Origin of the sequence: Rouxiella badensis (assembly GCF_002093665.1) — a bacterium.
In the GTDB taxonomy this organism is placed as follows: Bacteria; Pseudomonadota; Gammaproteobacteria; order Enterobacterales; family Enterobacteriaceae; genus Rouxiella; species Rouxiella badensis.
The window spans coordinates 1-24,522 of the sequence record NZ_MRWE01000025.1; the positions used below are offsets into that span (position 1 = coordinate 1).

The 24,522-nt window shown below is 52.9% G+C and carries 21 protein-coding genes and 1 other RNA gene; 14 read left to right on the forward strand and 8 right to left on the reverse strand.

Features of this window, described 5'->3' with window-relative positions:
• The 4 genes from BS640_RS22195 to fbaA all read left to right on the forward strand — a co-directional run.
• Window positions 1-186, forward strand: a 186-nt coding sequence (locus BS640_RS22195) for a hypothetical protein (RefSeq protein WP_206600936.1), incomplete at its 5' end; no start/stop codon positions are given.
• A gap of 435 nt (window positions 187-621) precedes the next feature.
• On the forward strand, window positions 622-1,638 hold the full coding sequence (gene epd / locus BS640_RS14715; RefSeq protein WP_017494317.1) for an erythrose-4-phosphate dehydrogenase: 1,017 nt from the start codon (window positions 622-624) through the stop codon (window positions 1,636-1,638).
• 71 nt (window positions 1,639-1,709) lie between these two features.
• On the forward strand, window positions 1,710-2,873 hold the full coding sequence (gene pgk / locus BS640_RS14720) for a phosphoglycerate kinase (RefSeq protein WP_017494316.1): 1,164 nt from the start codon (window positions 1,710-1,712) through the stop codon (window positions 2,871-2,873).
• 93 nt (window positions 2,874-2,966) lie between these two features.
• Window positions 2,967-4,046, forward strand: coding sequence for a class II fructose-bisphosphate aldolase (gene fbaA, locus BS640_RS14725; RefSeq protein WP_017494315.1), 1,080 nt, complete (start codon window positions 2,967-2,969; stop codon window positions 4,044-4,046).
• Between the two features lie 88 nt (window positions 4,047-4,134).
• Here fbaA and BS640_RS14730 read toward each other — a convergent pair whose 3' ends face one another.
• Together BS640_RS14730 and BS640_RS14735 are read right to left on the reverse strand one after the other, a co-directional pair.
• On the reverse strand, window positions 4,135-4,890 hold the full coding sequence (locus tag BS640_RS14730) for a transporter substrate-binding domain-containing protein (RefSeq protein WP_084912829.1): 756 nt from the start codon (window positions 4,888-4,890) through the stop codon (window positions 4,135-4,137).
• Window positions 4,891-4,902: 12 nt separating this feature from the next.
• The gene (locus BS640_RS14735; protein WP_084912830.1) at window positions 4,903-6,297 is read right to left on the reverse strand and encodes an amino acid permease; all 1,395 of its coding nucleotides are present in this window, start codon (window positions 6,295-6,297) and stop codon (window positions 4,903-4,905) included.
• A 367-nt stretch (window positions 6,298-6,664) separates the two neighbouring features.
• Here BS640_RS14735 and BS640_RS14740 point away from each other — a divergent pair, with 367 nt between their 5' ends.
• The 6 genes from BS640_RS14740 (at window position 6,665) to BS640_RS14765 (ending at window position 14,944) form a co-directional block, all read left to right on the forward strand.
• Window positions 6,665-7,750, forward strand: a complete 1,086-nt coding sequence (locus tag BS640_RS14740; protein ID WP_084912831.1) for a LacI family DNA-binding transcriptional regulator — start codon at window positions 6,665-6,667, stop codon at window positions 7,748-7,750.
• 133 nt (window positions 7,751-7,883) lie between these two features.
• Window positions 7,884-10,988, forward strand: a complete 3,105-nt coding sequence (locus tag BS640_RS14745; protein WP_084912832.1) for a beta-galactosidase — start codon at window positions 7,884-7,886, stop codon at window positions 10,986-10,988.
• A 65-nt stretch (window positions 10,989-11,053) separates the two neighbouring features.
• Window positions 11,054-12,325, forward strand: a complete 1,272-nt coding sequence (locus tag BS640_RS14750) for an MFS transporter (RefSeq protein WP_084912833.1) — start codon at window positions 11,054-11,056, stop codon at window positions 12,323-12,325.
• A gap of 131 nt (window positions 12,326-12,456) precedes the next feature.
• Window positions 12,457-13,344, forward strand: a complete 888-nt coding sequence (gene mscS, locus BS640_RS14755) for a small-conductance mechanosensitive channel MscS (RefSeq protein ID WP_084912834.1) — start codon at window positions 12,457-12,459, stop codon at window positions 13,342-13,344.
• A gap of 168 nt (window positions 13,345-13,512) precedes the next feature.
• Window positions 13,513-14,130: an arginine exporter ArgO gene (gene argO / locus BS640_RS14760; protein WP_084912835.1), complete on the forward strand. Its 618-nt coding sequence runs from the start codon at window positions 13,513-13,515 to the stop codon at window positions 14,128-14,130.
• 79 nt (window positions 14,131-14,209) lie between these two features.
• Window positions 14,210-14,944, forward strand: a complete 735-nt coding sequence (locus BS640_RS14765) for an oxidative stress defense protein (protein WP_026110455.1) — start codon at window positions 14,210-14,212, stop codon at window positions 14,942-14,944.
• Window positions 14,945-15,005: 61 nt separating this feature from the next.
• Here the strand turns inward: BS640_RS14765 and BS640_RS14770 are convergent, their stop codons facing one another.
• Complete coding sequence (locus BS640_RS14770; RefSeq protein WP_017491318.1) at window positions 15,006-15,908, reverse strand: LysR family transcriptional regulator ArgP; 903 nt, start codon at window positions 15,906-15,908, stop codon at window positions 15,006-15,008.
• A 187-nt stretch (window positions 15,909-16,095) separates the two neighbouring features.
• Between BS640_RS14770 and rpiA the strand changes: the two genes are divergently transcribed.
• Window positions 16,096-16,752, forward strand: a complete 657-nt coding sequence (gene rpiA, locus BS640_RS14775) for a ribose-5-phosphate isomerase RpiA (protein ID WP_026110456.1) — start codon at window positions 16,096-16,098, stop codon at window positions 16,750-16,752.
• A gap of 366 nt (window positions 16,753-17,118) precedes the next feature.
• Window positions 17,119-18,357, forward strand: coding sequence for a phosphoglycerate dehydrogenase (serA, locus tag BS640_RS14780; protein ID WP_084912836.1), 1,239 nt, complete (start codon window positions 17,119-17,121; stop codon window positions 18,355-18,357).
• Window positions 18,358-18,449: 92 nt separating this feature from the next.
• Here the strand turns inward: serA and BS640_RS14785 are convergent, their stop codons facing one another.
• The 5 genes from BS640_RS14785 to zapA form a co-directional block, all read right to left on the reverse strand.
• The gene (locus BS640_RS14785; protein ID WP_084912837.1) at window positions 18,450-19,796 is read right to left on the reverse strand and encodes a PKD domain-containing protein; all 1,347 of its coding nucleotides are present in this window, start codon (window positions 19,794-19,796) and stop codon (window positions 18,450-18,452) included.
• Between the two features lie 75 nt (window positions 19,797-19,871).
• A complete protein-coding gene (locus BS640_RS14790; RefSeq protein ID WP_084912838.1) occupies window positions 19,872-20,951 on the reverse strand; it encodes a hypothetical protein in 1,080 nt (359 codons plus the stop codon).
• Window positions 20,952-21,111: 160 nt separating this feature from the next.
• Complete coding sequence (locus tag BS640_RS14795; RefSeq protein WP_084912839.1) at window positions 21,112-21,714, reverse strand: 5-formyltetrahydrofolate cyclo-ligase; 603 nt, start codon at window positions 21,712-21,714, stop codon at window positions 21,112-21,114.
• Window positions 21,715-21,750: 36 nt separating this feature from the next.
• Window positions 21,751-21,933: non-coding RNA, 6S RNA (gene ssrS, locus BS640_RS14800), on the reverse strand.
• A 60-nt stretch (window positions 21,934-21,993) separates the two neighbouring features.
• Window positions 21,994-22,323 (reverse strand): cell division protein ZapA, encoded by a 330-nt coding sequence (gene zapA, locus BS640_RS14805; RefSeq protein ID WP_009637913.1) that lies wholly within the window; start codon window positions 22,321-22,323, stop codon window positions 21,994-21,996.
• A 205-nt stretch (window positions 22,324-22,528) separates the two neighbouring features.
• On the opposite strand from zapA, the gene BS640_RS14810 reads away from it, so the two are divergent.
• Window positions 22,529-23,101, forward strand: coding sequence for a YecA/YgfB family protein (locus BS640_RS14810; RefSeq protein ID WP_017491323.1), 573 nt, complete (start codon window positions 22,529-22,531; stop codon window positions 23,099-23,101).
• A 105-nt stretch (window positions 23,102-23,206) separates the two neighbouring features.
• Window positions 23,207-24,520 carry a Xaa-Pro aminopeptidase gene (gene pepP, locus BS640_RS14815; protein WP_084912857.1) on the forward strand — a complete coding sequence of 438 codons (1,314 nt, stop codon included), beginning with the start codon at window positions 23,207-23,209 and terminating at the stop codon, window positions 24,518-24,520.
• Window positions 24,521-24,522: the final 2 nt, after the last annotated feature.

Consider the following 24,522-nt stretch of genomic DNA (forward strand, 5'->3'; position numbering starts at 1 on the left):
TTGGCCTGGGAAGGCCCCTTGGCTGGTCTGGGCCAGCGCCCAGCGTGCAAGGCACGTGCTTTTGACCTTAAAGACTTTAACCGCAAAAGCGGATCAGGGCCGCTGCCCCATAAACCCCAAAAGCAGCCCCAGTGCAGCATCCAGCCTCCATGGCATGTGCCTCTAACAAAAAAAATTGCCATTTAAGACACTATCCTTTACTTCCTAAAAATTGATTTTTAAGAAAAGCCCAGGGCGACTCTCGCTCCAAAATTTTTGCAATAAAAAACTCTCCCTCTGATTTGCATCAAACCCTCCACAAAAGCTTTTTAATAAAATAACGCCCACGTTAGGAAAAAAAAGGAATAATCAGGCGTTTTTTTCATCAATCGCATGCGGGAGTGCGTCAAATTGCACCGAAATATTTCCTTTGCACAAAGTTTGGTTTATGCTCGGCTGAACCGTTTCAGTTAGGGTTATTTTGGCGAACGTCGCAGGATAGTCGTAAACGTGTTTGAATGTTGTTGGGGTATAGCGTTCTGAATTGCAGCCAATCAGGTGCAATGATGATTCACCGCAAAGGCGCACTGCATTACTATAGGGTTATCGTAATTAGGTAACAACCGTGTAACAGGGAGAAGTATGCCAATACGTATCGCAATTAATGGCTTTGGTCGCATTGGCCGTAGCGTATTGCGCGCTTTATACGAATCTGGTCGCCGTGCAGAAATTAGCGTCGTGGCAATCAACGAACTCGCCAGCCCTGAAGGAATGGCACATCTGTTGAAATACGACTCCAGCCATGGCCGTTTCGCCTGGGATGTGCGCCAGGAAGGTGATGTGCTCTCCGTAGGTGACGACACCATCCGACTGCTGCATCAGCCCGACGCCAGCCAACTCCCCTGGGGCGAACTGAGCATTGACGTGGTGCTCGACTGCACTGGCGTGTTCGGCAGTCGACAAGACGGGGAGGCCCAGCTTGCCGCGGGTGCGAAAAAAATCCTGTTTGCCCATCCTGGCGGACATGACCTCGATGCCACCGTCGTCTACGGCGTAAATCATCACCTGCTCGAACGTGAGCACCGCATCGTTTCAAATGCCTCCTGTACCACCAACTGTATTATTCCCATTATCAAACTTCTGGACGACGCGTTCGATATCGAATTCGGCACAGTCACGACCATTCACTCTGCGATGCATGACCAGCCGGTAATCGACGCCTACCATCCGGACTTACGCCGTACCCGCGCAGCCAGTCAGTCAATTATTCCTGTTGATACTAAACTGTCAGCCGGAATTACCCGCATCATGCCCAAGTTTTGTGACCGCTTTGAGGCGATTTCGGTGCGTGTTCCCACTATCAACGTTACCGCTATCGACCTGAGCGTTTTTGTTTCCGAAAAGGTTGACGTTGAGCAGGTCAACCAACTGCTGCAAAAGGCATCGAATGGTGCATTTCGTGGTATTGTTGACTATACCGAACTACCATTAGTTTCTACCGATTTTAACCATGACCCGCATAGCGCCATCGTCGATGGTACGCAAACTCGGGTCAGTGGTCAGCGCCTGATTAAGACTCTGGTCTGGTGCGACAATGAGTGGGGTTTCGCCAACAGGATGTTGGACACGACGTTGGCGATGTCCGCAAGCGGTTTCTAGTAAGGCAAATCAGCCACGGCTGGTCGGCCCTCAAGCAACTTTAAAAAGAATCAACGAGAAGAGGATTCACCATGTCTGTAATTAAGATGAGCGATCTGGATTTAGCAGGAAAGCGTGTACTGATCCGTGCGGACCTTAACGTACCGATTAAAGACGGTAAAGTGACGTCCGATGCACGTATCCGTGCCTCTTTACCTACCATCGAAACGGCCCTGAAGCAGGGTGCACGCGTGATGGTGACCTCGCATCTTGGTCGTCCTACCGAAGGCGAATATAACGAAGAATTTTCTCTGCTGCCGGTTGTTAACTATCTGAAAGACAAGCTGGGTTCAAAAGTTCGCCTGGCGAAAGATTATCTCGACGGTGTTGATATTGCTGAGGGTGAGCTGGTCGTTCTGGAAAACGTTCGCTTCAACAAAGGCGAAAAGAAAGACGACGAAACGCTTTCTAAAAAATATGCTGCGCTGTGTGACGTGTATGTCATGGACGCTTTTGGTACTGCGCACCGCGCTCAGGCATCGACTCACGGCGTGGGCAAGTTCGCGCCAATCGCCTGTGCAGGTCCACTGCTGTCCGCCGAACTCGAAGCTCTGGGCAAAGCGCTGGGCAACCCTGCGCGCCCAATGGTTGCTATCGTGGGCGGGTCTAAGGTTTCTACCAAGCTGACCGTTCTTGAGTCTCTGTCCAAAATCGCTGACCAGCTGATCGTGGGCGGCGGTATCGCCAACACCTTCGTGGCGGCGCAAGGCCATAATGTCGGCAAATCACTGTACGAAGCAGACCTGGTGGACACCGCCAAAAAACTGCTGAAGACCTGTGATATTCCGGTTCCAACCGACGTTCGCGTAGCAACCGAGTTTTCTGAAACCGCGACCGCTACCCTGAAATCTACCAGCGATATCAAAGACGAAGAGCAGATTCTGGATATGGGCGACGTGTCTGCACAGCGTCTGGCCGAGATCCTGAAAAACGCCAAAACCATTCTGTGGAATGGTCCAGTTGGCGTATTCGAGTTCCCTAACTTCCGTAAAGGGACCGAAATTGTGGCGCACGCCATTGCCGATAGCGATGCTTTCTCAATCGCAGGCGGCGGCGACACGCTGGCAGCTATCGACCTGTTCGGTATTGCCGACAAAATCTCCTACATCTCTACCGGTGGTGGCGCCTTCCTTGAGTTCGTTGAAGGGAAAGAGCTGCCAGCCGTTGTGATGCTGGAAGAGCGTGCTAAAAAGTAATAATCCAGGGCAGATGAGGTTGCTCGTCTGCCCACGCTATATTTTTTAATCCGATTCAATCCATCTACGACCGACGATACAGGACAACGTAATATGTCTAAAATTTTTGATTTCGTAAAACCTGGTGTTATCACTGGTGATGACGTTCAGAAAGTATTCGCAGTAGCTAAAGAAAATGCGTTTGCTCTCCCGGCAGTAAACTGTGTAGGTACCGACTCCATCAACGCCGCTCTCGAAGCCGCTGCGAAAGTGAAAGGTCCAATCATTATTCAGTTCTCTAACGGCGGTGCTGCGTTTATCGCGGGTAAAGGTCTGAAAACTGATGTGCCACAGGGCGCGGCAATTCTGGGCGCTATTTCAGGCGCACGTCACGTACACCTGATGGCTGAACACTACGGCGTGCCGGTTATTCTGCACACCGACCACGCAGCGAAGAAACTGCTGCCTTGGATCGACGGCCTGCTGGACGAAGGCGAAAAACACTTCAAAGCGACCGGTAAACCACTGTTCTCTTCTCACATGATCGACCTGTCAGAAGAATCACTGGAAGAAAATATCGAGATTTCAAGCAAGTATCTGGCACGTATGGCCAAGATCGACATGACGCTGGAAATCGAACTGGGTTGCACCGGCGGTGAAGAAGACGGCGTTGACAACAGCCACATGGACGCTTCTGCGCTGTACACCCAGCCAGAAGACGTTGATTACGCTTATGAAAAACTGAACGCTATCAGCCCACGCTTCACCATTGCGGCGTCCTTCGGTAACGTTCACGGCGTGTACAAGCCAGGCAACGTTAAACTGACTCCAACCATCCTGCGTGACTCTCAGAATTACGTCAGCAAGAAACACAACCTGCCGCACAACTCCCTGGACTTCGTGTTCCACGGTGGTTCAGGTTCTTCTGCTGCCGAAATCAAAGAGTCCATCAGCTACGGTGTTATCAAAATGAACATCGATACTGATACTCAGTGGGCTAACTGGGACGGTATTCTTCAGTACTACAAAAAGAACGAAGCTTACCTGCAGGCGCAGTTGGGTAACCCTGAAGGCGCTGACAAGCCGAACAAGAAGTACTACGATCCACGCGTATGGCTGCGCGCTGCTCAGTCCTCTATGGTGACCCGTCTGGAACAGGCTTTCGAAGAGCTGAACGACGTTAACCGTCTGTAATTCAGACTGACTTTTCATGCCGCTCAGGCAAGAAAAAACAAAAGGGCCCTTGAGGGGCCCTTTTTTATGACTCTGATAAGCGGTCCGTTTACATCCAGTTGGCGACTATCTTCTGATATTCGCCGGTGGCGCCTGCCAGATGAAGCCACTGATCGACATACAGTTTCCAGCTAATGTCATCGGTTGGCAGCATGTAAGACTTCTCACCGTATTGCATCGGTTTGTCGGGATTAACCGCGCACAGGGAAGGGTGCGACTTCTTCTGGTACAGCGCCTCTGAGGCTTCAGTCACCATCACATCGGCCTGGTTATCGACCAACTGCTGGAAGATCCCGGCGTTATCGTGAGAGAGCGTCAGCGTACTTTTCGGCAGGAAAGCATGGGCGAACGCCTCATTGGTGCCACCCGCCGGTTCGATCACGCGTACCGAGGGGTTATTGATCTGTTCGAGAGTCTGATACTTTTTCACGTCGGTGCAGCGTACTAGCGGGATTTTCCCATCGACGTCCATTCTCTCGGCAAAAAATGCCTGCTGCTGACGTGCCAGCGTGACCGAAATACCGCCCATCGCGATATCGCATTTGCCCGCGACCAGATCGGGTGTCAGCGTTTTCCAGGTCGATTTTACAAAGTTCACCTTCACACCCAGGCTCTTCGCCAGCGATTCCGCCATTGAGATATCTATCCCCTCATAGCTGCCGTCGGGTTTAAGAAAGGTATAAGGCTTGTAGTCGCCGGTAGTGCAGACGTTTAACGCGCCCTGTTTTACCACCGTTTGTAGATGCGATTCTGCGCTGGCGCTCCCGGCGGCAACCAGCAATACCCAAGGTAATAATTTTTTCATTTTGTCCCTGTCTCAGAGGTTATTGGTTTCTACAATCTTGCCCGTCGTGACGCTGTTTTTCTTTTTCTTCAAATGATAGCTAATCGCCAGCACCAGCAGCCAGACGGGGATCAGCCACACCGAAATCTGGATGCCCGGCGTCATAAACATAATCACCAAAATGCCGGCCAGGAACAGCAGGCAAAGGATATTGGTTAACGGATAGCCCAGGCTTGCAAAGCGCGTTTTTTGCCCGGCAGCGTGCATGGCGCGGCTGAATTTCAGGTGGGTAACGCTTATCATCGCCCAGTTGATCACCAGCGCCGAGACCACCAGTGACATTAGCAGTTCGAAGGCTTTGCCCGGCATCAGATAGTTGAGCAATACGCAGAGCGCCGTCACCAGCGCCGAGACGCTGAGCGCGTTCAGAGGAATACCGCGACGGTTAATCTTTAACAGCGAGGCCGGGGCGTTACCCTGTTTCGCCAGGCCAAACAGCATGCGGCTGTTGCTGAATACGCAGCTGTTATAAACAGAAAGTGCGGCGGAAAGCACGACGGCGTTGAGCAGCGTTGCGACCAGATTGCTGTTGAGCGCGTGGAAAATCAGAACGAACGGACTGCCGCCTTCGACGACTTTCTGCCATGGATAGAGTGACAACAGGACTGCCAGCGCGCCCACGTAGAACAGCAGGATGCGGTAGATCACCTGATTGGTGGCTTTCGGAATGCTTTTCTGTGGGTTATCGGCCTCGGCGGCGGTAATGCCGATAAGTTCGAGACCGCCAAATGAGAACATGATTACGGCCATCGCCATCACCAGTCCCTTGATTCCATTAGGGAAGAAGCCGCCGTGCTGCCACAGGTTTGCTACGCTTGCCTCAGGTCCGCCGTGTCCGCTGGCGAGCAACCATGCGCCAAAACCTATCATGCCGATAATCGCCGCAACTTTGATTATTGAAAACCAGAATTCGACTTCACCGTAGATTTTCACGCTGGTCATATTAATCACGTTAATGGCGACGAAGAAGACCCCGGCTGAGACCCAGGTCGGGATTTCAGGCCACCAGTATTGAACGTAGATGCCGACGGCGGTGAGCTCTGCCATGCTGACCAGCACATAAAGCACCCAGTAGTTCCAGCCTGAAACAAAACCGGCAAAGTGCCCCCAGTATTTGTTGGAAAAGTGGCTAAACGAGCCTGCGACCGGTTCGTGAACCACCATTTCGCCGAGCTGGCGCATGATAAAGAAGGCGATAATCCCAGCGATGGCGTAGCCCAGCAGCACGGAAGGGCCCGCCATTTTTATGGTTTGTGCTATCCCGAGAAACAGGCCGGTGCCGATAGCGCCGCCCAGAGCAATCAGCTGAATGTGGCGGTTTTTCAAGCCTCTTTGCAGCTGACCTTCTGACTGATTATGGTTGTCCATGCATTTTCCCCAAAGGTGTAAAAAGTTGTCTGCATGAGGAATAGCAATTCCTGGGCCAGTGACGGATTATTTAACGTCGAATTTTATTCAACTGCATGATAAATAGAGTTAATTATTTTTGTGGTTAATTCACAGGCTATGCATACAATACGGTTAGCATCCTAATGTTGCGCTTTTTACAGCGCTTTCGTGCACGGATTGAGCGGTTAATGCCTCTCTGGTGACTGATATGAACCATAAGGGTGCACCGCAATGTGCAAATCCGCGCGTGCGCGTCAGCCGCCTCAGAAATCTGTTATCATCAGTCCGATGACTTAGCTCGTGTCTCGACCCTTGTTTGTAACTCAACCCGTCAGGATAACCGCCGTTGAACAAGCCAAAATCCGTTACGCTCGATGATGTTGCCCGCCACGCAGGCGTCTCTTACCAGACGGTGTCTCGCGTGCTGAATCAGGCTGCACAGGTCTCGGAAAAAACGCGCGTCCGCGTTGAGGCGGCGATGAACGCGTTGAATTATGTGCCCAATCGGATGGCGCAACAGCTGGCGGGGAAACAGAGCTTTACCTTAGGTCTGGCGAGCACAAATCTGGCCTTGAACGCGCCTTCACAGGGGGCGTCGGCCATCAAGACGCGCGCCAGCCAACTGGGATATCACGTGGTAATCTCGATGGTGGAAGACTTGGATCTCCAGTCTTGCCGTGCCGCGGTGAATGAACTTATCGCCCAGCGGGTCGATGGGATCCTTGTCAACGTACCGCTGGAAACCGACAGCGCGTTGGCGGTCAAGCAATCCTGCGGCAATCTGCCGGTGCTATTTCTGGACGTCGACCCGAATGCTTCTCTGTTGAGTATCCTGTTTGATCCCAACGAAGGGGCGAGACAGGGTGTCGAACACCTTATTGGGCTCGGGCATCGTCAAATCGCTTTGCTGACCGGGCCGCTGGAGTCGGTTTCGGCGCGCCTGCGTTACGAGGGGTGGCTGTGTGGGTTAGCGAGTCACGGGCTTGAGCCTTTCGCCGTGCTGCACGGCGACTGGAGCTCGGCGTCGGGCTATCAGCTGGCGATGAGCCTGCTCAATCAGCCGCAGCGGCCCACGGCAATTCTGGTGGCCAACGACCAAATGGCGCTGGGGGTGCTGCGTGCGGCGCATCAGTCTGCGATATCGGTGCCAGAGCAGCTTTCCGTGGTGGGTTACGATGACACTGAAGACAGCGCCTATTTTCAGCCGCCGTTAACCACTATCGCGCAAGATTTCCGCCTCAGCGGGCGTGAGAGCGTCAATCGTATGGTGCAGATGCTGCGAAATCCGCAGCAGGCGACGCCTGACTCACTGCTGCTCAACACCACGCTCATGCTGCGCGATACCACCTCTGCCCCCGGCGAGACGGCGGACTCTGCTCAGTCACTGGCGCTAGAATTAAAACGCATCGCCCGCCAGTTGGAGCAACTTTGAGCCAACGCGTGCGGATCTGCGCTTGAAATTGTGATCCTCGTCGCCTTCTGAATCTCGGCTCCTTTACTTAATCTGGCTCTCCCCCCATTTTAAAAACATTAATGTGAGCGCATAACATTTTCGGGGAGTGACAATGAAGGTTGATACAGAACAGGCGACAAATCGGTTAAGCGCGGTATTGGCGCGACGTGACTGGGAAAACCCGGTCTGCACTCAGGTCAATCGCCTGCCTGCGCATCCACCGTTTCAAAGCTGGCGCGATACGGCCGAGGCCAGGTTGGACAAGCCTTCAACAAGCGCGCGGAGTCTTAACGGCCAGTGGGCGTTCAGCTATTTCAGCGCTCCCGAATCGGTGCCAGTGGCCTGGCTCGACGCCGACCTGCCAAACGCTGACGCCATTACGGTGCCGTCAAACTGGCAAATGGCTGGCTATGACGCGCCAATTTACACCAACGTTCAGTATCCAATTCCGGTGAATCCGCCGTTTGTGCCGCAGGAAAACCCGACCGGGTGTTATTCGCTCACATTTGAGGTTGAGGAAGCCTGGCGTGAACAGGGGCAGACGCGTGTCATCTTCGACGGTGTTAACTCGGCTTTTTATCTTTGGTGCAACGGGCAGTGGGTCGGTTATTCACAGGACAGTCGCTTACCGGCCGAATTTGACCTCAGCAACTTTTTGCACGCGGGCAGCAACCGTCTGGCGGTGATGGTTTTACGCTGGAGCGACGGCAGCTATCTCGAAGATCAGGATATGTGGCGCATGAGCGGTATTTTCCGTGACGTCAGCCTGCTGCATAAACCGGCAGTTCAACTGACCGACGTGCAGCTGCGCACCGTTCTTCACGCTGATTACCTGCTGGGTGAACTCGAGGCGAAGATGTCGGTGCGGACATCGGCCAGCCTCGCCGCCGCTCTGAAGGTGCAGGTTGAACTGTGGCACGGCGATCGGCGTGTCGGCGAAGAGGTTCAGCCGCTGGGCAGCGAAACTATCGACGAACGCGGGGCTTACTTTGATAAGGTCACGCTGCGCCTTGCCTTGAGCAAGCCCCTGCTGTGGAGCGCCGAGCAACCGAACCTTTATCGCGCCGTGATTTCCCTGCTTGATGCGGATAACACACTGATTGAGGCCGAGGCCTTTGACGTCGGTTTCCGTCAGGTTGAAATCAGTCAGGGGCTGCTCAAACTCAACGGCCAGCCGCTGCTGATTCGCGGGACCAACCGCCATGAGCATCATCCTGAGAAAGGGCAGGCTATCGACGAAGCGACCATGCTGAAAGATATCCTGTTGATGAAGCAGCATAACTTCAACGCGGTGCGCTGCTCCCATTACCCGAACCATCCGCTGTGGTACAAGCTGTGCGACCGCTACGGCCTGTACGTGGTCGATGAGGCGAACATTGAAACGCACGGCATGCAGCCGATGAATCGTCTGTCGGATGATCCGCTGTGGTTTAACGCCTTTAGCGAACGCGTCACCCGCATGGTGCAGCGCGACCGCAACCATCCTTGCATCATCATCTGGTCGCTGGGCAACGAGTCGGGCCACGGTTCCACACATGACGCGCTGTATCGCTGGATAAAATCCACCGATCCGAGCCGCCCTGTGCAGTATGAGGGCGGGGGAGCCAATACCGCGGCGACCGACATTATCTGCCCGATGTATGCCCGCGTAGATCAGGACCAGCCTTTTGACGCGGTGCCGAAGTGGTCTATCAAAAAGTGGATCGGCATGCCGGACGAGACGCGTCCGCTCATCCTCTGCGAATACGCTCATGCGATGGGCAACAGCCTCGGCGGTTTCGACAAATACTGGCAGGCGTTTCGCGACCATCCCCGTCTTCAGGGCGGATTCGTTTGGGACTGGGTTGACCAGAGCCTGACCCGCACCGGCGACGATGGCGTCAGCTATTGGGCCTACGGTGGTGATTTTGGCGACAAGCCAAACGATCGCCAGTTCTGCATGAACGGTCTGGTATTCCAGGACCGAACCCCCCATCCGGCGCTTTTCGAGGCGCAGCGTGCCCAGCAGTTCTTCCATTTTGAGCTGGTGAGTCATCATCCGCTGGTGGTGGAAATCCATAACGACAATCTGTTCCGCCGAACCGACAACGAGAGTCTGAACTGGCGCATTGAGCTGAACGGTGAAGCGCTGAGTTACGGCGAGGTGGCGCTGGATATCGCGCCGCAGGGCCGCCAGCGCATTACGCTGGGTGATATCCCTGCGGTCAGCAAGGCCGGTGAACTGTGGCTGAATATTGACATTGTGCAGCCAGAGGCAACCGCGTGGTCAGACGCCGGACATCGCAGCGCCTGGCATCAGTGGACGCTGCCGCGCGCGCTGAGCTTGCCAAAGATTTCACCAGAGCAGGGCAGTGCACCGGGGTTAACGCACAGCGACGATGGCATCATTATCACTCACGGCGGTCAGCGCTGGCAGTTCAACGCAAAAACCGGCCTGCTCGAACAGTGGTGGCAGGGAGAAGAGCCGCAGCTGCTGACACCGCTCTGTGACCAGTTTGTCCGCGCACCGCTGGATAACGATATTGGCGTGAGCGAAGCCACCCGCATCGACCCTAACGCCTGGGTTGAGCGTTGGAAGAAGGCCGGAATGTACGCGCTGGAAAGCCAGCTGCTGCATCTTGAGGTCAATCGTCTGGCCGAAGCGGTCATCGTTGAAACCGAACACGCCTTCCTTAACGACAACAAGGTCGCCCTGATTAGCCGCAAAACTTATCGCATTGGGACGCAGGGCGAACTGCATATCGACGCACGGGTTCAGGTGGCAAGCGATTTGCCGTCACCGGCGCGTATCGGCCTGACCTGTCAGCTGCGAGAGGTTGCCGCATCAGCCGAATGGCTGGGTCTCGGACCGCACGAGAACTATCCCGACAGGCAGCTGGCGGCGCAGTTCTCTCGCTGGCAGCTGCCGCTGGAGGCACTCTACACCCCTTACGTATTTCCTTCCGAAAACGGTTCGCGCGGCGGGACTCGTGAGCTGAATTACGGCCACTGGACGTTGCGCGGTGACTTCGCCTTTGGGGTGAGCCGCTTTGGTCTGAATCAGCTGATGGAAACCAGCCATCGCCATCTGTTGCAGGAAGAGGAGGGCACCTGGCTGAACGTCGATGCCTTCCGCATGGGGATTGGTGGCGATGATTCCTGGAGTCCCAGCGTCAGTCCGGAATATCTGCTGACGGCCGGTGAGTATCGCTATTCATTGAGCTGGTTGCGCAAGTAATGTTCGTTGCCCTGTCTGCACGCAAACAGCAAGGCAGGGCAGCTGTTTAGGCCGAGGAGTTTCAGATGTACTACATAAAAAATACCAATTTCTGGACGTTTGGGTTGTTCTTCTTTTTCTACTTTTTCATCATGGGTGCCTATTTTCCGTTCTTCCCTATCTGGCTGCATGATATTAACCATATCAATCAGAGTGATACCGGGATTATTTTTGCCAGCATCTCTTTCTTCTCTCTGGTGTTCCAACCGCTGTTTGGACTGCTATCAGACAAGCTGGGCCTGAAGAAACACCTGCTGTGGATCATCACCGGTATGCTGGTGATGTTTGCCCCGTTCTTTATTTACGTGTTCGGACCGCTGTTGAAAACCAACATCCTGTTGGGCTCGATTGTTGGCGGGGTCTATTTAGGCTTTATCTACAACGGTGGTGCACCGGCTATTGAAGCCTATATCGAAAAGGTCAGTCGTCGCAGCAGCTTCGAGTTTGGTCGTGCACGCATGTTTGGCTGCGTCGGTTGGGCGATTTGTGCCTCGGTGGTGGGCATTATGTTTACCATCAACAGTCAGTTTGTTTTCTGGCTCGGCTCAGGCTGCGCGGTTATCCTCGCTGTACTGCTGCTGGTGGCCAAACCTGCGGTGGGAGCGACGGCTAAGGTGGCTAACGAACTGGGAGCCAACTCCAAGCCTTTTAGCCTGCGTCTGGCGGCGGAACTTCTCAAAGACAAGAAACTGTGGTTCCTCGGTCTCTACGTAGTCGGCGTGTCCTGTACCTATGAGGTGTTCGACCAGCAGTTTGCTAACTTCTTTACCTCCTTCTTCAGCAGCGCCGATGAGGGCACGCGGGTATTCGGCTACATCACCACCATGGGTGAATTGCTGAACGCGCTGGTGATGTTCTTCGCGCCGCTGATTGTCAATCGCATCGGCGGCAAGAACGCCCTGTTGCTGGCGGGTATCATCATGTCTGTCCGCATCATTGGCTCCTCGTTTGCCAGTACACCGGTCGAGGTGGTGGTGCTGAAAACGCTGCATATGTTCGAGGTGCCGTTCCTGATTGTCGGCTGCTTCAAATACATCACCTCGGTCTTCGAGGTACGTTTCTCGGCAACCATCTATCTGGTCTGTTTCTGCTTTTTCAAACAGATTGCGATGATTTTTATGTCCGTCTTCGCCGGCGATATGTACGGCAAGATTGGTTTCCACGGCACTTATCTGATCCTCGGATTGATAGCGCTGGCCTTTACGCTGCTGTCGGTATTCACCCTTAGCGGCAGGGGACCGCTGCAGGCTTTTAAACCTGTTGCAAGGACGGTTGAAAAGCCGGTAAGCAACGTTTAAAAATCGCGCAAAGCGATGGTGCAGATTAGCAGTTCGGCGAAATCTTGGTTACCCTTGAGGGCTTAGGCATCATTCGTTGTGCGCTTTAGCGCGAATGTTTGGTTTCATTATTGCTTGCTAGGGTGTGTTAAATGGAAGATATAAATGTGGTTGATGGCATTCATAATGCCGGTACGTGGTTAGCCAAAAATCAGGAATTGCTGATCCATTATGCGGTCAATATCGTGGCCGCTGTGGTGATTCTGGTCATCGGGTTGGTGGCGGCGAAATTAATCTCTGGCACGGTAAGTCGCGTAATGCGTCTGCGTAATATCGACCTGACCGTTTCCGATTTCCTGGCAGCACTGGTGCGCTACGCGATTATTGCCTTTACGCTGATTGCCGTGTTGGGCCGCATTGGCGTGCAGACCACCTCCGTGATAGCCGTTATCGGTGCCGCCGGTTTGGCCGTAGGTCTGGCCCTGCAAGGTTCGCTGTCAAACTTTGCGGCGGGCGTGTTGCTGGTGATGTTCCGTCAGTTCCGCGTGGGTGAATACGTCGACCTCGGCGGCGTTGCCGGTACCGTAACGCATGTACAGATTTTCTCAACGACACTGCTGACGGCGGATAACAAGGTTATCGTGGTGCCTAACGGTAAAGTGATCGCCGGGAACATCATCAATACCTCGCGCGAACCGACCAGCCGGACTGACATCATCGTCAGCGTCTCATACGACGCCGAAATTGCGCTGGTGAAGAAGGTGCTGGGCGATATCGCCACTTCCGATGAGCGCATCATGCAAGAGAAGGGCGTGGTCGTCCGTCTTAACGAAATGGGCGCCTCGACGCTGGACTTCGTGGTGCGTTACTGGACCGCCAACGGTGATTCCCAGAACGTTAAATGGGACCTGCTGGAGAAATTCAAGGAAGCGCTGGATGCCAATAATATCGGTATTCCCTACCCGCAGATGGACGTGCATCTGTTCCGCGCCGCCGAAGCGAAAGCGGCCGAGCAGCAAGAGGCTGCAAAGGCCGAATAATCTGTCTGCTATCTAAAAAAACGCCCTGCTCGCAGGGCGTTTTGCTTGATGAATCTGCGCTATTAGCCTGCCTAATAGTCTATTAGAAAATACAATTTCATCTAATGATGACTCTCCCTTACACTGCGGCGCATAGACCTCTTGGACTCATAACAGGAAATTTTCACCATGTTCTCAATCTTCTTGCAGGGGATGATGCTCAGCGCCGCGATGATCCTGCCCATTGGCCCGCAAAACGCCTTTGTCATGAATCAGGGCATCCGCCGTCAGTACCATCTGATGATTGCCGGGCTCTGTGCTTTTAGCGACATTGTCCTGATCTGCGGCGGTATTTTTGGCGGCAGTGCGTTGCTCGACAACTATCCAACCCTGTTGTTTATCGTCAGTTGGGGCGGTGTGGCCTTTCTGCTGTGGTTTGGCTGGGGCGCATTCCGTACCGCGATGGCGGCGAATCCTTTGCAGGTTGAAGCGAAAGTGATGGAGAAAAGCCGCTGGCGCATCGTGGCCAGCATGATGGCGGTCACCTGGCTCAATCCGCACGTCTATCTCGACACCTTTGTGGTGCTGGGGAGTCTGGGGGGACGCCTCGCCAGCGATGAGCGCTCCTGGTTTGCGCTGGGCGCGGTGCTTTCCTCCACGCTGTGGTTCTTCGGGCTGGCGGTGCTTGCGGCGTTGCTGTCACCGTGGCTGAACAAAGGCAAAACGCAGCGCGCGATCAATCTGGTGGTCGGGGTCGTAATGTGGGCGATTGCCCTACAGCTTGCATTGCAGAACCTGCATTTCTAAAAATTTGTCACTAATCTTAATTTCGCTACGTAACGACTGTGCTAGGGTTGTCGCTCACCAGATGAATGAGGGAAACACTGTGAAATTGAAAGCATTGGCTATGGCCGCTATGTTGGGATTAGGGACTTTACCCGCTGCGCTTCAGGCTGCTGAAGTGCCAGAGGGACCGCATGTGGTAACTTCAGGTACTGCCAGCGTCGATGCCGTTCCGGACATCGCGACGCTGGCCATTGAAGTCAATGTTTCTGCCAAAGACGCCGCATCAGCGAAAAAACAGGCCGACCAGCGCGTGGCCGAGTATTTTGCGTTTTTGCAGAAGAACGGAATAGATAAGAAAGACATTAACGCCGCAAACCTGCGCACTCAGCCTGATTACAGCTACCTGAAAGACGGAAGCAGCGTGCTGAAAGGCTATCGCGCGGTGCGTGAGGTGCAGGTCACTCTGCGTCAGCTGGACAAACTTAACGAACTGCTGGACGGGGCTTTAAGTTCTGGACTCAACGAGATCCGTGCCGTTGAACTGGGCGTTGCCAACCCGGACAGCTATCGCGATCGGGCGCGTCAGAAAGCGATTGATAATGCGACTCAGCAGGCCAAGGCGCTCGCCGAAGGCTTCCACAGCCAGCTTGGCCCGGTGTATAGCATTCGTTATCACGTCGCTAACTACCAGCCAATGCCGGTCGCCAGAATGTATAAAACGGCCGACGCCGCCGGGCAAAGTGATGCCGCTCAAACCTACGAGCAGCAGAGTATTCACTTTGACGACCAGGTTGACGTGGTATTTGAGCTGAAGAACGGCGACGCGCCTAAATAAGACGTTTAAAACGCTAAATATGTCGGCTGACAGAAGGTTAACGCCCCTGTCAGTCGAATCTTCAGTCTTGACGAAGAACCTGACGCCCGTGTTCGAGCAGGGCGTCGGTGACTTTTCTCATCATGCGGCTTTCCGGCGCGAAACGATGCCAGTACAGCATGCGGCGCTGGAACAGTCCGGGCGTCAGGTCAATCAGCTCACCGCTTTCTAACTCTTTCTCAATCTGCAAGTGCGGGATCATACAGCAGGTCGTACCCTGACGTGCCAGCTGTACGAAGGCTTCTGACGAATTAACGATATGACAGGGCACGCTGCCCGGCGAAAGATCAAAGTTCTGCTGTAAGAAGGCCTGATGCATGTCATCGAGATGGTCAAAGGCGACGGCCGGCGCTTTGAGCAGGGCGGAGCGCGTCACGCCGTTCGGGAAATAGCGCTCGGCAAAGCCTTTCGATGCCACAAACAGATAGTCGAGTGCCCCCAGCTGGTCCACCAGGCAGCTCGGCAGCGGCTGAGGTTGAATACTCACCGCGCCCACCACTTCACCCCGACGCAAACGCTCCTGAGTGCGGGTTTCGTCTTCGACCTGCATATTTAGGCGAATCGGGGAGTCAACCAGTACCGACTTCAGTGCCGGAAGCAACCAGGTCGCCAGGCTGTCGGCGTTGACCGCCAGAGAGAGCAGCAGCGGCGTGTCGTTGCTGTCGTTAATATTGTCATTACCCAGCCACTCTTCTTCGAGCAACTCTACCTGATGCAGCAGCGCGAGCAGCTTCTGCCCCTGCTCGGTTGGGCGTGGCGGTACGGTTCGTACCAGAAGCGGCTGGCCGAATAAATTTTCCAACTGTTTAATTCGTTGAGACACGGCGGATTGGGTGATGCACAGCTTTTGTGCCGCGCGCTCAAAACCGCGTTCACGGATCACAGCGTCCAGCGCTTGCAGCGTTCTATAGTCTGGGCGTTTCATCGAAAATCTATTCCTTCGCTCGTTCGGATTTAATGCATATTTAGACACTATGCCACAGTTCTGTAACTTTTGTGGCGCACAAAATCTTCTGCCCGTTGGCCACAAGTCTGCTCCCCAATTATCCGGGCCATGCTTTATACTAATGAACACTTCAAGACGCATCGTCTACCGATAGAGAAAAATGACCATGACTCAGGATGAATTGAAAAAAGCGGTTGGTTGGGCAGCGCTGGAATACGTTACGCCGGGCACGATTGTCGGCGTGGGTACTGGCTCGACGGCGGCGCACTTTATTGATGCACTGGCGTCGATTAAACATCAAATCGAAGGCGCTGTGTCGAGCTCTGAAGCCTCGACGGCCAAGCTGAAGAGCTATGGTATCCACGTTTTCGACACCAATGAAGTGGACGTGCTGGACGTCTATGTTGACGGTGCTGACGAAATCAACGGCCATATGCAGATGATCAAAGGCGGTGGCGCAGCCCTGACCCGCGAGAAAATCATCGCCGCCATCTCGCGCAAATTCGTCTGTATCGTCGATGCCTCAAAGCAGGTCGACGTGCTGGGTAAGTTCCCGCTGCCGGTTGAGGTTATCCCGATGGCGCGTTCCTACGTGGCTCGCGAGCTGGTTAAATTGGGTGGCCTGCCGGAGTATCGTCAGAATGTGGTGACCGACAACGGCAACGTCATTCTCGACGTGCACAATCTGAGCATTATTGATGCCATCGCGCTGGAAAATAAGATTAACAGTATCGCTGGTGTTGTCACCGTTGGGCTGTTTGCCAACCGCGGGGCTGACGTCGCGCTGGTGGGCACGGCAGACGGTGTTAAAGTCGTAAAATAGCCTGTCTAGAGATAAGCGTGAGATCTGTTTTGCGCTCATAACATAATGCAATGTTATGAAGATGATAATTTTCCCCATGAATCATCTTTTATTTAAAACGGCTAATTTGGTGACTTATGTCACATAATGAGGCCGTTTTAACGTTTATATCCAGCTCGTCACGCAATGTAAGTATTAAGTTCTGAAAATTGTTGGGTCAGTCAGGGCTTGTGCTAGGGGATAGGCAATCGTTTGTATTGCCCGGCGCAAAAATTTTGTTATGTTGACTGTGAGCTGCGCAAAGCAGTGACTTCTGAAGTCTGCATTCAGCATGAATAACTTTCGGTATTCGTTACTGCCGGTATGAATAAATAGTAGGGTCGGGAAATGGCAAAAGTATCACTCGGAAAAGACAAAATTAAGTTTCTGCTGGTTGAAGGTGTCCACCAAAGCGCAGTCGACACGCTTCACGCCGCCGGTTATACCAATATCGAGTTTCATAAAGGGGCGCTGGATACTGAAGCGCTGAAAGAGTCGATCCGTGATGCACATTTTGTCGGGATCCGATCCCGTTCCCAACTGACCGAAGAAGTCTTTGCTGCGGCTGAAAAGCTGGTTGCCGTCGGCTGTTTCTGCATCGGTACCAACCAGGTGAATCTGACCTCTGCCACTAAACGTGGTATTCCAGTATTCAACGCTCCCTTCTCCAATACCCGCTCGGTTGCCGAAATGGTACTGGGCGAGATGCTGTTGATGATGCGCGGCATTCCGGCGGCTAACGCCAAGGCGCACCGTGGTATCTGGAACAAGCTGGCCGTGGGCTCCTATGAAGCGCGCGGCAAACGTCTGGGTATCGTCGGCTATGGCCATATCGGTACGCAGCTGGGTATTCTGGCCGAAGGTCTGGGGATGAAGGTTTACTTCTACGACATCGAAAGCAAGCTGCCTCTGGGCAACGCGCAGCAGATCCCTACGCTGACCGAACTGCTGAACACCAGCGACGTGGTTACCATGCACGTGCCTGAAACGGCTAACACCAAAGACATGATTGGTGCTGAAGAACTGGCGCAGATGAAGCCTGGTGCGCTGCTTATCAACGCCTCACGCGGCACGGTCATCGACATCCCTGCGCTGTGCGACGCGCTGCGCAGCAAGCATCTTTCCGGTGCGGCAATTGACGTATTCCCGGAAGAGCCGGCGACCAACAGCGATCCGTTCACTTCACCACTGTGTGAATTTGATAACGTGATCCTGACTCCGCACATTGGGGGTTCAACCATGGAAGCGCAGGAAGGTATTGGTCTGGAAGTCGCCGGTAAGCTGGCCAAATACTCTGATAACGGGTCTACGCTGTCTGCGGTTAACTTCCCGGAAGCTTCGCTGCCAACGCACAGCGAGAAAGCCAGCCGTCTGCTGCATATCCATGAAAACCGTCCGGGCGTGCTGACCAGCATCAACCAGATCTTCGCCGAGCAGGGCATCAACATTGCCGCGCAGTATCTGCAAACCAGTCCGGAAGTGGGTTATGTGGTTATCGACGTTGAGGCCGATATTGAGACTGTTGATACCGCGCTACAGCTGATGAAGGCTATCCCAGGCACCATTCGCGCGCGTCTGCTTTACTGATTAATTTTGAGCAGTTTTAATTTTTGAATGGCAAAAGGGGCATCGAGAGATGCCCCTTTTCAGTAATATCACAGCTGTAAAAAAGTCAGCCGCTATTTACAGCTAGCGTGCATATTTTTGTCACCAATTTCGCGCCAAACTCCCCATGTACCATCGACACCCGGCACATTGCCTACCGTCCACCAACCGTTCATCCATTGTTTCCCCTGATAAGATACTTTTACACAGGGCTTAGGATAGGTTTTTGAGGATATCCATTGAGGGTTGTCTGCGGTTGCCGCAGGTTTTTGCGTAACCTGAGTTTCACTGGTGGCACTTGCACCGTGCGTATCCGTCACTGTGACGTTAAAACGGTAGGTGGTTTGTTTTTCCACGGCGGGGAATGATGCTGTAGCCTGAATGGTTTGAGCATTTTTGAGAGTAATTTGTGGGCCAGAAGATATCTGTCTCCACTGGTACTTCAGGCTGTCGCCGTCAGGGTCGCTGCTGCCCACGGCCGATAAAATGACGCTGCCTGAACCGGTAATTTCTGCTGGCGTGGCTTTTGCAATGGCAGTCGGAGCATGATTCTCTGGCTGATTATCGTCTCCTTCATTGCTTTTTTTCTCGATATTGAGAATAAAATCATCAAAATGTACGTCTGATGTTACCCCCATTTTTTTCGTTGCCTGCACTTGAACTTCGAGTAGCGTTGCCTGTGCTGGTAAGTCAACTGAGACCGTATTATTCAGCCAGCGTTTTTTGAGGCCTTGAGTATTTACCTGCGCCGTTTTAAGCGTCGCCCCCTTTGCATTTTTAGCAATCAAATAGACTGTACCGTAATCACCATCTCCAAAACCATTGCTCTTAAATTGCAGTTTGGCAACGTGATTACCCTGACTGACTAAAGACTTGTCCAAGGCGATGCTCTGGCTTATTTGGTCATGGGTGGCATTATTGGCCGCGCTATTATTGATTCTCGCGGTAAAGAAGTATTTCCCTTTGGCTGGCAGGATACCGTCCTGGCTGGTCACCACGCGGAATTGTCCCTGAGTCAGTTTCCAGCCACTTAGGTTACCGGTTTCTGCGCCCGCATTTTGCAGCGAGGTAGAGACTTCATCGGGTACAATCTCTTCACCAGATTCGGTAAACGCTTGTACACGAACAATAATATCATCTATCGCTGTATTTTTAGAGGCAACCGCCAAGTGCCATTTTCCAGCAGCGGGCTTGGTCACACCCAAAGAGGTATTCCATTCTTCACGCCCTTTATAGTCGTAATCATTGGCCGAAGGCCAGCTTCCTTTGCTGAGATAAAGGCTAAATTGGCCGGTTTCTTCGTGCTGCGGACCCGGTACGGCACTGACAGCCAATCTATGGGTATTGGCCGGCACGTTAAATTCGATACGATGCAGATAATTATTGGATTTGTTCAGCTTAACGCTTTGTTCTGCCAGCATTAGCGATTTTTCGTGATCAAAAGGGATCACTGCTGGATTGTAGCCCGAGATTTTTGCCGCATTATCTCGCCAGACTCACGCCATATTGGCCTTGTTCTTGTCACCGATCGGCAAACCATAGTTGTCTTGCAAATCGGGATTGGAGAAGTAGCCGATATCGTTACCACACTGTATGGTTTGGGTTTTATCGTTGTCCCAGCCATGATGATCGCCACTGCCTGACCAACAATGGTTACCACCGATGTTATGGCTCAATTCATGGCGCAGGGAAGTTGAAGAGTAGAGCGTGTTAATGCTGTAGCGGCCATTAAGGTCGGCAATGCCGACAGTCGTATCGTCATTATTACCTTCGAAAAAAGCAGCGATGAGGTCGGGACCATATTCGGACATGCCCTGACTAAACAGTTTATTTATTTTTGATAGCGTACCACCAGTAATCGAGTAATCCTGATCAATGATTTGCGTGCCTACCAGCCTGACGCGTATTTTTTCAATGCGGGAGTTTTTTAAAGCCTGATTGACTGTGGTTAACTGAGCAAGCGCGAAGGCTTCAGGATCAATAATCGTTTTCGCTGCGGCTTTTGAGAAACCGGCAAGAACATCGATAACAATATATCCGTCTTTATCAATATCTCCCTTATATAGGGAGCTGCCGTCTCGTGCCAAAGTTTGTAAAGCATCGCCTTGAACGGCGGGGATTAGCGTATCTTCTTGGGAAAAAATAGGTTTTTTGAACGTAATTTGAGTTTGTTCACCTGCGGGCGTGCTGTAAATGATTTTATGCTGATCGGGATACATCGCCAGGAAACTTTTATCCTCACGAAGCACCAGAATCATATCCGTTGACTCTGCAGAGCGAATTAATAACGGCATTTTTCCGGTAAATACAACGGCGTCTTTATACTTCGCATCCCTGGCCATTGTTGCCGTAGAGGATGCCGACAACTCGGTTACTGATACTGAGTCGGTATCGCGCAGAAGCGCTGACAGCTTAAGAAACTGACCTGTTTCTCGTTCACTGCTGCTAGACATAGGGGCCTGAATATTAGGCAACATGAAAGCTGCTGTTTTGTCCGATAAATCATCAGCATTTGCAGTATTGAACGAGGCTATTACCGCGAGTGCTGCAAGTGTTAATCCGTAGTGTTTTTTCATGCTTACTTCCATGTGTAATATAATGTAACAATAATCTGATGAGGATTTTGCTATATAAAACACATAGAAAACGTCTAACTTGGCTAAGAGGTTTCTTTAAATTTATAAGAAGAATGGGAGTGCAAAGCGGAGGAGGAAACTAACCTGCGGGGTTAAGGCGTTAATCCGGCCAACGCCAGCTTTTACTCGGCGTTAAAATCTCGGGCAACGGAATATCCCACTCCTCACTCGGCAATGTGTCCACCCACTGGCAGTCGTGGGCAATACCTATCGGGTAAGGGCCACTTTTGCGCCAGTGCTGCAACGTACGGTCATAAAATCCACCCCCCATACCTAATCGTTGCCCGAGTGAGTCAAAGGCGACGAGCGGCGTGAGGATAATGTTCAGCTGATTGAGCGGCAAAATCTCTCTCACGTCGAGTGCAGGTTCAAGGATATTCAGACGATTCCGTACCAGCTTTGTCTCGGGACGATAGCGGAGAAACAGCAAATGGCCCACCGTAAAAGGGTGCAATACTGGCAAATAAAGTGTTTTGCCCTCTTGCCACAGTCGGTCTATCAGCGGAGTAGTGTCGAGTTCTCCGTCAAAAGACAGAAAAACGGACAGCGTTTTAGCCTGCTGAACTTTGGGATGATTGGCGATGCGCTGCGCTGCTTGCAGGGCAAACTGCTGTTGCTGCTGCTGGGTAAGTTGTTTTCTGCGCTGGCGTACTTCAGTACGAATAGCTTGCCTGATCAGCGCGTGTTGAGCTGTAAAGGACATAGAAAAAACCAAAGAAGAGAGTGCGGGAAAGAAAGGGGAATCTCCGAGATGCCGCCGCAGGCTGTAACCCTTGAACCCATGGTTCAAGGTGAACGTTCAGTCACAATCTTTAGGCTTCTCGGCGGACCGAGCATGCGCACCGATTGCGGATCATCACATTCTGTTGGTACTAATTATCGGCTCAGGGGACGGGCCCGCTGGCAAACATCTCAGAGAAATTTTTGTGTACTGCTGTAGAGTTAATGTCTCATACAATAAGAAATAAATCAACAGCTTAACTTATTCGAAAGGCGCCCCTTCACGTTCAGTGATGCGTCCTTGTTCGAGCAGTGCTTGCTCGATGGTTTGTTGCAACATGCGAATACGCTGTTCCATATTGGAGGCATAATCGCGTGTTTTCAAGCGTTCTTGAGCAAGTTCGTGACAGACGTTCAATGCCGCGATAAATACCAGTTGCTCTGTATTTGTGACTCTAGTGCGAACTTTAAGATCTTGCAACCGCTGATTAAGATCCTCTGCAGCCATGTTCAACGCTTCTTGTTGTTCTGGCGGACAATTTACTCTTAATGAGCGACCAAAAATTTGTATATCTACCGGTTGTGCAGACATGCCACCTTCCTGCCATATTATTCGCCGGCCCCCGATTAACTCACTGCCAAACCGGCAGGACATCGAAAGCGGGCGCAACTATATATACCTCACTCCAGATTTGCAACGCCGTTTAGTACCAACGCATAGCTAGCTAATCTGGTACTGAGACTTGCCTTGGTGGTAGCATAACACGAACTTATCCAGCCAACGATGGCGAATGCGCATGTCTATTGAGAATACCTATCCAAGCTATGATTCGCTGAATCAATACCTGAAACAGCAGTCTGTTGCCCTGACCCCAGCTGAAATGCATGGGCTTATCAGTGGCTTACTCTGTGGTGGCAACCGTGATGGCAGCTGGCTGACCCTGGTTCACGACCTCACAAACGAAGGAATGGCCTTCAGTCATCAGCTCGCGGATGCACTTCAACAACTCCGAAAAATCACTGCCGACACGCTGGAAGACGACAGCTTCGAATTCAAGATGCTGATGCCAAGCGACGACGCTAGCGTGTTTGAACGCGCTGACGCATTAGCAGGCTGGGTCAATCATTTCCTTCTGGGCCTCGGTATGATGCAGCCTAAGCTTGCGAAAGTGAAAGGCGAAGTCGGTGAAGCCATTGACGATCTGCGCAGCATTGCCCAGTTGGGTTATGAAGACGACGAAGACCAGGAAATGCTGGCACAGTCACTTGAAGAGGTCATCGAATACGTTCGCGTGGCAGCGATTCTGTGCTTCAACGAGTTCGGTCACAGCCATCCGACGGCGCCTGAAAATCAGCGCACACTGCACTGATACCCTGCTTAAGCAAAGCAGCCAAATTCGGTTAAAAAAGCAATAAAAAAATAAGTTAACGTGGATAACATCCGATTTCAGGAGCAGGTGATGACTACAGTGACCATTACTCAGCAGGAATACGAAGCTCGTCGTCAGGCACTCATTGCCAAGATGGCACCCGGCAGTGCGGCAATTATTTTTGCCGCGCCCGAGGCTACCCGCAACGCGGACAGCGAATACCCTTATCGTCAGAGCAGCGACTTTTGGTATCTGACCGGTTTTAACGAACCGGAAGCGGCGTTGGTGCTGGTAAAAAGCGATGAGAATCATAGTCACAGCGTGCTGTTTAATCGCGTGCGTGATTTGACCGCCGAGATCTGGTTTGGTCGTCGTTTGGGGCAGGATGCTGCACCGGCGCGTCTAGGTGTTAGCCGCGCGCTGCCGTTTGATTCTATCAACGACCAGCTTCATCTGTTGTTTAACGGCCTCGATGTGCTGTATCACGCGCAGGGCTATTATGCCTACGCCGACAGCATTGTTGACCGTGCGATGGAAAAACTGCGCAAGGGTTTTCGTCAGAACCTATCTGCTCCGGCCACCGTTACCGACTGGCGTCCCTGGGTGCATGAAATGCGCCTGATCAAGTCCGCGCAGGAGATTGCGGTGATGCGTCGTGCCGGTGAAATCACCGCCAAAGGCCATACTCGCGCCATGCAAACCTGCCGCGCTGGCATGTTCGAGTATCAGCTCGAAGGCGAGATTCACTACGAATTCAGCCGCCATGGCTCGCGTACCCCCTCTTATAACACCATCGTCGGCAGCGGCGAGAACGGCTGTATCCTGCATTACACCGAAAACGAGTGCGAGCTGCGCGACGGCGATTTGGTGCTGATTGATGCCGGCTGCGAGTATCAGGGCTACGCGGGTGACATTACCCGTACCTTCCCGGTCAGCGGCAAGTTCACCCCGGCACAGCGGCAGATTTACGACATCGTGCTCGCCTCCGAATACAAGGCGCTGGAAGTCTTTGGTCCGGGCCGCAGCATTCAGGAGGCGACCGAGGCCGCCGTGCGCGTCATGGTTGAAGGGCTGGTGGCCGTTGGCGTGATGAAGGGCGACGTTGATCTGCTCATCGCCGAGCAGGCACACCGCCAGTTCTTTATGCACGGGCTGTCTCACTGGTTGGGATTAGACGTCCACGATGTGGGCAACTACGGCACCGTAGAGCGCAGCCGCAAGCTGGAACCGGGGATGGTGCTGACCGTCGAGCCGGGCCTGTACATCGCGCCCGACGCTGACGTGCCGGAGGCCTATCGCGGCATCGGTATCCGCATTGAAGACGATATCGTGATTACCGAAACCGGCATCGAGATCCTGACCGGCGACGTGGTGAAAGAGGCCGACGATATCGAAGCACTGATGGCGGCGGCAAGATAACC